7 protein-coding genes are annotated in these 11,073 nt (G+C 58.9%); all 7 read right to left on the minus strand.

All coding sequences use genetic code 11. The features are described from left to right. Positions 1 to 451 (minus strand): DUF5103 domain-containing protein (locus HKN37_07975; GenBank protein NNE46583.1); only part of this gene is annotated, 451 nt, incomplete at its 3' end. A 31-nt stretch (positions 452 to 482) separates the two neighbouring features. Continuing rightward, the gene (locus HKN37_07980; protein ID NNE46584.1) at positions 483 to 2,765 is read right to left on the minus strand and encodes a hypothetical protein; all 2,283 of its coding nucleotides are present in this window, start codon (positions 2,763 to 2,765) and stop codon (positions 483 to 485) included. Positions 2,766 to 2,800: 35 nt separating this feature from the next. After that, complete coding sequence (locus HKN37_07985) at positions 2,801 to 3,670, minus strand: DUF3078 domain-containing protein (GenBank protein ID NNE46585.1); 870 nt, start codon at positions 3,668 to 3,670, stop codon at positions 2,801 to 2,803. Positions 3,671 to 3,887: 217 nt separating this feature from the next. Then, entirely contained in the window at positions 3,888 to 4,061 is a 174-nt protein-coding gene (locus HKN37_07990) for a histone H1 (GenBank protein ID NNE46586.1), read from the minus strand. A 153-nt stretch (positions 4,062 to 4,214) separates the two neighbouring features. Next, a complete protein-coding gene (locus tag HKN37_07995) occupies positions 4,215 to 4,928 on the minus strand; it encodes a hypothetical protein (protein NNE46587.1) in 714 nt (237 codons plus the stop codon). Between the two features lie 387 nt (positions 4,929 to 5,315). Continuing rightward, on the minus strand, positions 5,316 to 7,937 hold the full coding sequence (locus tag HKN37_08000) for a S8 family serine peptidase (protein NNE46588.1): 2,622 nt from the start codon (positions 7,935 to 7,937) through the stop codon (positions 5,316 to 5,318). 394 nt (positions 7,938 to 8,331) lie between these two features. Then, positions 8,332 to 10,878: a S8 family peptidase gene (locus HKN37_08005; GenBank protein ID NNE46589.1), complete on the minus strand. Its 2,547-nt coding sequence runs from the start codon at positions 10,876 to 10,878 to the stop codon at positions 8,332 to 8,334. Positions 10,879 to 11,073: the final 195 nt, after the last annotated feature.

Genomic DNA, 11,073 nt, shown 5'->3' on the forward strand with positions numbered 1-11,073 from the left:
TCACACGAAGAACGTAGTTACCGCTCAAGGTGAACACGATGTCCTCGGCCGGAAATCGATAGCGGTAGTGCACATACGAGACTTCCGTACCACGCGACGGTTGATAGTCGAGGATGTCGCCACGCTGGAAGGTCTTGAGGTATTCGGACGGGTTCAGATCACGATACCAGTCGCGATCGGCGTGATAGAAGTACACAGACAGGGGCCGACCACCTTCCTCCAGCAGATCGAACTCCAGGACGAGGGGGTCCCTCGACCGCAAAGTGACGACCGGCAGGTTGCGCTCATCATCGCCACGATAGAGTTGTACGGTGCGGACGGATGGACTGGCTGTAGCGAGTTGTGCGCGAACGTCTCCGGCCGCCTGGTCCAACGCCCGAACGCGACGAGGAGTACGGTCCTCTCCCTCTTTGGAACTCGCACAGCCTGCCGCGACGGCAATCACAGTCATCAAGCAGGCCAATAGAGAAAGTAATCGCATTTCAGATGGTGTGAGGGTTGTCAGAGAGGCCTGCAGGTGTAGAACTTCTTCTTCCCTCGGTCCTCGAAAGTTTCCACTGTGCAAATCCGGCACGATCTGCGGCATACCGGGCCAGGTTGAGTTCGCCCGCCGCAACAAGCCGTTTCTCCGCGTCGAGGCCCGCGGCCGCCGCTGCGTCAGGCCGCATCCCGGAGCACGCCTCTGTCCGCCATATCAGCACCTGGGCCGAGAACATAGCCCGCTCATCTTCACTGAAAACCGCCTCGTCTCCGTCAGTCCATTCGAGAGATGCAAGACACGCTTCTGCACTCCGATCGATTGACATCGCCCTTCTGACCCTGTAAAGAGACAATGCCGGATCGGCCAGAAGAGTAGCCGGCACCGGATCGTGTTCCAGTCCACGAAAGTACCAGCGCGCTGCAGATGCGTCCGTTGCGAGACGTCTCCTGATCCACAGAGCCATGCGGATCTCTGCTGCATATTCAGGTACGATGTCGGCAACCTCCGCGTAGATGGCCGTGGCCGCGTCTCCGTTTCCGACCATGGCATAAGCGTCGGCGACGAGAACCTTCATCCGCGGATACTGCATCGCAGCGGTGTCGATGGCTACAGTGGCCAGCACAGGGCGGGGGTCACCCTGCCGAAGCTGGATCGACGCGAGCGCCGCTCGCGAAGGTAGATAGGCCGAGTCTGCCGACGCAGACCGTGTGAACAGGCGGACTGCAGCGAGTGTGTCGTATACACTCATCTGATCGATGCCGTCTCGATAGTCGGAGATGTATCCGGGGACAGTGTGCGGACATTCCGCCTCGAAAAGCGACGGCACACTGAACCGGGCTTCAGCGATCGACTTCGCCGAGGGTGAAACGGGCTCGGACCGACGTACAGCGGAATACCACTCGGCTGCGAGAAGGGATCGGCTCTTTCCGTATGCAGACTCGAGGTCACCGCTACGGTATGCAGACTTCAACGCAGCAACGCCGTACTGCTCGAGCAGGTATCGTACGAAAGATCCGGTAGCGGCGTAGGACACGGCACCGCGACCCGTCCAGAAGCCGAATGCTCCGAGAGACGTCGCCAGCCCATCGACCACGGACACAGAGTCCCGCGAGCCGTCCTGGATCACAGCCTCCATCAGCTCTCCCGGCGATGGTCGACCGTCCGGGGCCTCCAGGGCCGACGCGAGTCCTTCGACGAGACCGACCTTCGGGGAGGCCCGCAGAATCGGCATGCCAAATTCGCGGGAGAAGACGTGGACGAGCTCGTGGTCCAGACTCTGCTGTACGCGTCGTTTCAGAATATGAATCTGCGGATGCGCGAGCCACACCGGAGCTACACTCGTGGTCCGAGAACCCGTCAAAGAACCTTTACTCTCAGCCGTGGGATAGATGTAAACGCGGACTCGATCACGGATCTCTGTCGCAAGTATCGATGAAAGCACGGAGTATCGATATTCCATATTGTCGACCATCTCTTCGATCTCGTCACCACGTACCGACCGTGAGTCGTAGTGGACTTCGAAGTGATCGGTCACGATGGAGCTCCCGAGCGACTCCTGAAGGATCGCATGAGTGGTATTCCATCCCAGTTGGGCCGACAAGGAATAGGCGATTACGAGTCCGACGGAGACGGCAAGGGTCATCGCGGTGAGGGGATCGCGAACGCCCGCGCGGCGCGTGGCGACTCGGCTGGCCATCCATAGCGTAGCCGCCCATGCCAGACTCAGACCCCGGAATGCGAAGAGTCCGGGCCGAATCGAAAGCTGCTCGTCATAGATGGGTCCGAGAATGCCACCAAACACATGATTGTACGTGTACAACTGGGGATGCAGCCCGATGTCGTACAGTGGCGGGAAGACGGCGAAGCCGATCGCGATCGCCAGGAACACGGTGTTGCTTCGAGGTACCTCGAGAGCATGCAGAAGCGATGCCACCGAACAGGCCAGGACGGCGCTTACGACCGGGAACAGCACAAAAAACATCAGGCCGGTCGGATACGCGCAGTTGGGCGACCACACCAGCGGAACGGTCATCAGGACCAGCGGAATCGCGAGTACCACGACCTGCCATACGACCACCGTCGCAGCAGACACACCATCACGAAACTGGCGAAGACTCGAGAGCCCTGAGACCACGAACGCAACGCCCGCGAGCACCGCGGCCGACTCCACGTGCAGAACGTTCAGCAGTGGAATCGGCCACAGCAGTAGCGAGGTCAGTGCGTAGGCGGCGACGCTCCACCGACCCGCGCGGCCGCGCCAGGTACGGCTAAAGCTCCCCTGCATCAGATCAAAAGGTTACCGTGCGCCGAGAGACTCGGCTAGAGTAAAGTGAAAGCGACGCCGACGGAGAAAACCTCCTTGAGCTGGATTTCCTTCTTGACGTCATCATCGAACAGGAGAATCATCTCAAAATTGGTCTGCAGCCAATCGTTCACCTTCATGGTCAGAAGGTTCTCCCAGATGGCGTCGGGCTTGTCGGCGTTGTTAAATGCAGCGAAGAGCGACAGCGTGCTTTTGTAGATGACATTCTTGAAGATCTCGCGCGTCAGTTGAGTCTGCGACTCGATGCCCGCTTCAAGTCGGGCGGACTTGTCGAGTTCGTCATCCTGAAAGCCATACGAAGCACGAAGCTCTTCAATCGTAACAACGGTCTGTTTCGCACCAAATCCGAATCGTTGCGAGAACCAGTCGTCGATGCCGTAGGTGAGTCCAAGCGCCTGCGTGAGATACGCGGGCGCGAACAGGTCCGATACCCTTTCCTCGGGCTGCGATCCATAGTCGAACCCTTCGAGGAACTGAGTGCGCAAATCGGCCGCAAATGTGGGATTCCACTTGGCGAAAAAGCCATCTCCCTTGTAGCGCACTACGTACGCGGCGAAGATGGCGTCCTCGGCCTTGCGAAGTGAAAGCGTGTCCTGCTTGATGGCACCGATACTGAGTCGAAGATTGACCTTTTGCTTGAAGCGCACTGACTCCTTTTTTGACTCGCCTTCCACACCGGCAGTGAATGCGAGCGAGTTGATACCGCCACCCTGCCAGTTTGAGAATCCAACCTGAGATCCAGCGAGCTTCGCAACAACGCCGGTCCTCCACCCGGGTGGAATTTCCTCAGCCGGTGCATCCTGAGCGGTGGCTGCCGGTGCGACGAGTGCGAGAGCACATATAACACACAGAACTACTCTTTTCATGACAGACTATCCTAAATTTGGTGGGAGCAACACGCTATGAGACAAACAAATATCGCGGTCTGGACCAAGTGAGACACGATATCCGCTGCAAAGACGGTGGGAAGAACGCGACGCATCGAAAGAGGCATATCGCGATGCCGCTACAAAAACGAGTGAACACAAAAAAAGCCGCACCCTGAAGTGCGGCTTTTTTCAAAGTCGTAGGCTGAAGTCCGTGCTACGCATTCTTACGGTTCTGTACGTCGACTCGGATGTCCTGGGCCATCTTCTTCAGGTCCTGCATGGCTTTGCGGACGCGGGTGCCGGCGGCTTTGTTGTCCTTGCCGTAAAACTTGTCAAAGTCCGACTCCAAACTGTCAACAAAATCCTTCAGCTGGCTGAATTTGCTCATGGAAGATCCTCCGATTTCAGCATGAATAGTGGAAAGCGAATTGCAAAAACGCCAAAACGCTCGCGGGAATGAGGAAAACTTACAGTATCGGCCCTGTGCAGTCAAGGACGGATGTCTGTAGATCGGTCGAAAATGGAGGTTTTTGCGTCGAAATCACGGCGAAATCCGCAAAATCGCACCTGTTTCAGCGTCAAAGGCTGATCTCGCATCCGTCAGAACCACGCGAATGCCATGTGCGAGGAGCTCCTGGAGCGTTCTGGCATCCGTGTCTGATATAGAGCCCGCAATCTCATCTAAGTCCATATATGTATTAGCCTTAAGCTGTTTCGAAGAGCCGCGAGGAAAGATCGTTGCCTGAACATTGGACGCGGAGAAGCCGCGAATGACTGAGGTGAGGGCCTCACCGACCGGGACGGGATCTACGTCGGGCCCTGAGACAAGAGCTGATACCACTGAGACAGCGCCCGAAGCCACGATCTGGCGGAGCCAGTCGACGTGCGACACGACGAGCTCCCCGCTGGCAGCCCGGGTCAGAAGCCCCCGATCACATCCCTGAATGCCTACCGCGGGGACGCCGAACTCTGTCAGTATCGCGACCGTTTCTTTGTTGACTTCCCGGTACGCCCGTTCGATAAGGGCCCTTGCTGCGGGGTCGTGCGAAGCGGGGACGCCATCTCGATACTCGACCTGAATCCCCTGAGCTTCCAGGAGCCGTTCGGCTCTCTCGGCTCCACCGTGGACAAGGATCGGTGGCGCCTCTCCCATCGGACGTGCCGCAAGGCCTCGGGCGAGGCTCTGAACGAAGAGCGGATCGCCTCCGTGGTAGTCGTCGATCCAGGCGATGTTGAGTATTGGATCGTGACTCATGGGTAGATCTCTCTGGGTAACCGGCCGAGCGGGTATAACGAGGTCCGGCCGTCGTTGTTTGCGGCGCGGATTAGGGCGGTCGGCTCTCAGGTTACGATTGTCATGGCCGCACAGGCGGGGATGACAGTGAGCCCGGCAGGATGGTTCATCTCGTCAGGGCCGCGCCCGCCCTTTCGTCATCGCGAGCGTAGCGAAGCGATCCGGGCGGTGAGACAGACTGGTCGTGTTGGATAGACGACCTCGCATGGATCCTTCATCGGTACTCGCCCTCGCGAAGGCGGCGGCGGGCGCGGCCATCCACGCAGAAACCAAAAGCCCGGAGAGCTTACGGGCTCCCCGGGCGTCGCGAGCAGGGCCCGCGCTGATTCTGGTTCCGTCTTGCGTTCTCTAGTAGACGTACTCGACATGGAGCAGCGATGCACCTGACGAGTTGCCTTCGTAGGACTCGGCCGTCCGCTCACCGCTTCCGCTGACGAGGATGGCGATCGCGTTGCCCGAGTTCCAGTCGCCGCGGCTCACAATCTCCTGAACGATTCCCGAGAGATTCGGCGTCCGCTGGTCGTTGCCTGTGGCTCCAACGCTATTCCAGGGCTCGATCAGCCACTGTGCACTTGCTCCTGTCGTGGAGCGGTTGCTCAGGTTGTAGCCGGACGTCGTGAACGCTGCCGCATTGCCAGTATCATGGCCGCGGAACGTAACGGAGGTTGCGCCGCTGTTGGTTTCATCCACCTTGAACTGGATGTACGCATTTGTGATGGTAGCTCCCTGAGGAATGTCCATGTTCGTGAAGCGGATGCCGACGAGCTGACCCGTGCTTCCGTCACTAATAAGTTCGAGATCGGAGCTATTCATGTACATGCTGCCACTCGAAAGCCGCTCCTCTGCATCATCGTTGCCCGATGCAACCCGTCTCTCCACCGTGTGAGCCACCGGTGCCGATCCTGAGTTGCCATCATCCCCTGCCATCGCGAGGGTTGCGATCTCCGACGGCGACAGTGAGCGGTTGTAGATACGGACATCGTCCATCAAACCATCAAAGGGCTTCGAACCCGCTCCCAGCGGCTGGTTCCCTATAGCTGCGTTCACAGACGCACTCGTAGAGAGCTGTCCAGACTTCGAGGTCTGAGCGACCTGGTTGCCGTCCAGGTAGATACGCATGGCCGATCCATCGTAGGTCGCCGCCACCGCATGCCATGATCCGGCCTGCAGCAGACCCGTGCTTGACTTTAGCGTGGTCGTCTGACCGTTAGTCTTCAGTCGAAATCGGAGTGCGGTTCCGTCGCCAATGGTACTGACCATCCAGTAGTGATCGTCATCCATTATATCTGTGGCCTTCGAGATGAATCGACCATCCGATGTACCGAAATCATCCGCATTGAACCAGAAGGCGAGCGTCAGTTCATCGCCCGCCACGTCGATGGGGCCAAGATCGATGCGATCGTCGTTGCCGTCGAACGCAACGGCTCCGCCCCACATCCCCGCGTCGGATTGCAGCGAGGGTCCGCCCGCCGGGAGTGTGCCATCGTGATTACCCACGACATCCTGTACGACCTGACCAGCGTACTCGTCCATCGACCAGAGTGAGACCAACCCATCCGTCGGCGCCGAAGGTGGCCCCGGAAGTAATGCACCGCCGTTCGCAGGCTCCTCGCCCACCCAGACCGACTTCGTAAAGGTCGACGGTTTAGCATCCGTGACAAAATCGTCGGCCGTGGCGAGCAGGGCGTTTATCACCTGCGCCGACGTCGCCGACGGGTTCTGCGCCAGATACAGTGCCGCGGCACCGGAGACGTGCGCCGTCGCCATCGACGTGCCGTCCATTCGCTCCACGCCACCACCGTTTTGACTCGTGCTCAGTGAGAGGATATCCTCACCCGGAGCCAGAATGTCGACAAAAGGACCATAGTTCGAGAATGAGGAGAACTTGCCAAGCAGATCATACGACCCCACCGTGATCGCGCCGGCAACGTGTGCCGGGGTCACCGTGTGCGCCATCACGTCCTGATTGCCTGCCGAGATCACATACACAACACCCGCCTCGATTGAGGCCTCGATGGCCTGGTCGAGGGCTGTTAAGCTCTCTGATCCAATATTCTCACCGAGGCTCATGTTCACCACCATCGGCGTCGACGGATTCGCCAGCTTCTGGCCCGTGATGTACTCTACCGCCGCAACGGAGATGGATACGTCGGCCTTCCCATCGTCATTGAGGACCTTGAAGTTGTGCACCTTTGCCCCTGGGGCCACGCCCACCAGACCGTCCTGGTCGTCGATAGCGGCCGCGATGCCGGCAACGTGCGTGCCGTGACCGTCGTAGTCCGTCGGATCAACGCTCGTGATATCGCGGAAATCGATACTCTCGACAATGTTCAGATCCGGATGGCTGACACCCGTATCGAGTATATAGAGATCTACCGGCACCGAGCCCTGGCCATCGCCTGAGACGGCCCAGCTGGTCTGCCCACCGATCGCAGCCACGCTCCACGGCACCACCTGAGTCGACGTTGCAGCAACGGCCTCTGACTCCGGAAGGGAGACAGCAAAATCAGGCTCAAACCAGGAGATCAAAGGATCGGACATGAGCTCCGACAGGAATTCTGTGTAGTCATTTTGACCCAGTGAGTCTTCCACGTAGATCGCATAGCCGTCGAAGCCGTGCTCGTACTCGTAGCGCTCGATGACCTTGTAGCGTTCGATCACCTTGTAGCGTTCCAACACCTTGTAGCGCTCGAGAACCTTCTGGGCCTCCATCTCGGCTGAATCAAAGCCGAGGATGAGGCTGAGCGCGTTCAGGTCGCCGTCCTTGCCGCGCGAGAGAAATTTGTTGGCGTGAGGTAGAAGATGCCCGTGACGAAGTTTTCCTTCGCTGCCGGAGTCGATGACCTGAGAGGTCAGGTTCTCCGATGCGTCGCTCGGCAGGAAGTTGTCCGTACAGCCGCTGAATGCGAGGAATGCAGCCAGGTAAAGAAACGGAAGCGACTTGAGCGTCAGGTTGCGCAGTGCTTTCATGATATCGGACCAGAGTCTGGTGTTTGCTCTGGCCCTGCCCGCGCAGATAGGACCGATATGCATGTGCAACGCAGCGTGCTGCGTGTACGCGGGCCCCCCGACTATCGCCGCGGGACCGGGCACATTCGAAAGCTATAGGACGGATAGACGTGGAGGCTTTCAGGAAAGGAAGGTGAAACAAGTCTTGATCCACCTTCCATGGCTTCCCGATCAAGCTCTGCCGCCGCGAAGGCCGGTACGACAAGGGCGCGTCATGCCCGCCCTCTGCCCTGGCGAATGCGGGGCGGCGGCGGGCGCGGCCATCCACGCAGAAACCAAAAGCCCGGAGAGCTTACGGGCTCCCCGGGCGTCGCGAGTCGAGACTCGCGCTTATCGTATGGATCGTTTTTCAGGCCTAGTACACGTAATCAATGTGCAACAGCGGCGCTTCTGCGGAATTTCCCTCGTAGGATTCCGCGGTACGTTCACCACTTCCAGAGACCAGGATGGCCATCGCGTTGCCTGAGTTCCAGTCACCCCGGTTCACGATCTCCTGAATGACGCTGGATAGATTCGGTGTGCGCTGGTCACTTCCGGCCTGGCCGCTCGTCGTCCATGGATCGATGAGCCACTGCGCGCTGGCGGCGGTCGTACCGCGGTTGCTCAGATAGTAGTCCGATGTGCCGAAGGCCGCGGCGTTTCCCGTGTCCTCTGCTCGGAATGTCACATTCGTCGTTCCGCTATCGAGCTCGTCTACCTTGAACTGGATGTACGCGTTTGTGATTGTGGCATTGCGAGGGACATCGATGTTCGTGAAGCGCATGCCCACGAGCTGAGTTCTATCCTTGTTTCCATCTTCGACGAGCTCCAGGTCGGAGCTGTCCATGTACATGTCGCCGTCGGACAGATCCTGTTCTGCATCGTCGTTGCCGGAGGCGATGCGTCGCTCAAAAGTCTGACTCTGCAAGGCCGGGGCTTGTGTCGGCGAAGACGCGCCGTCCGCGGCCCACTCGATCGCTCGTCGCAGCAGCGTGGCGCCATCGGCAGTAAGAGCATTGATGTCGAGGTCATTGCCACCAAAAGGCAGCTGCACGCGTCGTCCTGCTGCTGCACCGATGCCGTAGGTTGCTGCACCCGCTTCCAGCACGCCGAGGCTCGGCGCATTGCTCCAGGAACCGAGAACGGTCAATCCTGATGCGACAGTACCGCCCATACCAAAAGTCGGCTGTGCAGCGTCGAACAGCGCGATCGAGCCACTGAAAGACTCCGTGATGTAGTGTGTCGCGTTCGAAAGCGATAATGACGATTCGTAGCTCGTGACTCTGTTGTTGGAGATGCTCAATTCATCTGTTAGTTGCATCTCTTCGTTGAGGACGCCGATGCCAGCGTAAGTCAGCTTTGTACCCACGTTAGAAGAGGAGCTTTCCTCCGACACGTACGCCACGTCGCTCTGTGCGATCGCGGAGTTGTAAGTCGAAGATGACGCTCCGTCGTCAACAACGATCACGTTGTATCCCCAGGACTCGAACAGTGTCTTCTTGGCCAGATCCTGTGCTGTCGGTGCATCACCATTGGAAGCGACGAGCATCACCGTCAGCGGCGAACTACTTTCACCAACCCAGACAGACCTGGTTGCCGTCGAAGGCTGCTGACCGGTGACAAAATTCTTCGAGTCAGCCAGTAGTGCGCTGAGCACCTGCGCCGGCGTGGCCGAAGGATGCTGCGCCAGGTACAGTGCCGCCGCGCCCGAGACGTGTGCCGCCGACATCGACGTGCCATCCATACGCTCCATGCCACCACCGTTGGTCGCTGCAGTCAGCGACAGAACATCCTCACCCGGAGCCAGGATGTCCACGAAAGGACCGTGGTTGGAGAATGAGGAGAACCTGCCCAGCAGATCGTACGAGCCCACCGTGATCGCATCGGTTACGTGCGCCGGAGTGACTTTGTGCGCCGGGACTGCCTGGTTTCCTGCTGAGATCACGTAGACCACACCCGCCTGGATTGAAGCCTCGATTGCCTCGTCCAGCGCCGTGTAGGTTTCGGAATCGATGTTCTCGCCGAGGCTCATGTTGACCACCATCGGCGTCGACGGATTGGCCAGCTTCTGCCCGGTGATGTATTCGACAGCGGCGATCACAATGGAAACGTCTGCCTTGCCGTCATCATTCAGCACCTTGAAGTTGTGCACCCGTGCGCCCGGCGCCACGCCCACCAGACCATCCTGGTCGTCGATGGCAGCCGCAATACCGGCGACGTGCGTGCCGTGTCCGTCGTAGTCCGACGCATCAACTATGTCCCCGTCGCGGAAGTCGATGCTCTCGACGACGTCGATGTCCGCGTGGCTTATGCCCGTGTCCAGCACATAGAGATCCACAGGAACCGAGCCCTGCCCGTCGCCCGAGACGGCCCAGCTGGATTGCCCGCCAATGGCGGCCACGCTCCACGGAACCACCTGCGTAGAAGTCGTCGAAACAGCCTCTGACTCAGGAAGGGAAACGGAGAAATCAGGCTCGAACCATGAGATCAGCGGATCGGCCATCAGCTCCGAAAGAAACGAAGTGTAGTCGCCCACTCCGAGGGAGTCCTCGACGTAGATCGCGTATCCGTCGAAGCCGTACTCATACTCGTAGCGTTCGATGACCTTGTAGCGCTCGATCACCTTGTAGCGTTCCAGCACCTTGTAGCGCTCCAGGACTTTCTGGGCCTCCATCTCCGCTGTATCGAAGCCGAGGATGAGACTCATGGCCGTGAGGTCGCCGTCCTTGCCGCGCGAGAGAAATTTGTTGGCCGTCGGAAGCAGGTGAGCGTGCCGCAGCTTACCCTCAGCACCGGAGGCAACGAACTGAGAACCCAGATTCTCAGCACCTTCGCCGGACGGCATAAAGCTGTCGGTACAGCCACTGAGAACAAAGAAGGAGACGGCGAAAAGCGACAGCGACAGGTTACGCAGAGCTTTCATGATATCGGACCAGAGTTTGGTTTACTCTGGTCCCGCCCGCGCAGATAGGACCGCTATGATGTGCAACGCAAACAATTGCGTGTACGCGGGCCCGCACTTGACGAATCAGGTGCAAACCGGGCACATGTTACCGCGTTATGGACGGATGGCTTTCGGGCGTTCAGGAGGTTCAGAGAAAAAAGTTTCTGGATCTCA

The sequence above is a fragment of the Rhodothermales bacterium genome, from assembly GCA_013002345.1.
Classification (GTDB): Bacteria; Bacteroidota; Rhodothermia; order Rhodothermales; family JABDKH01; genus JABDKH01.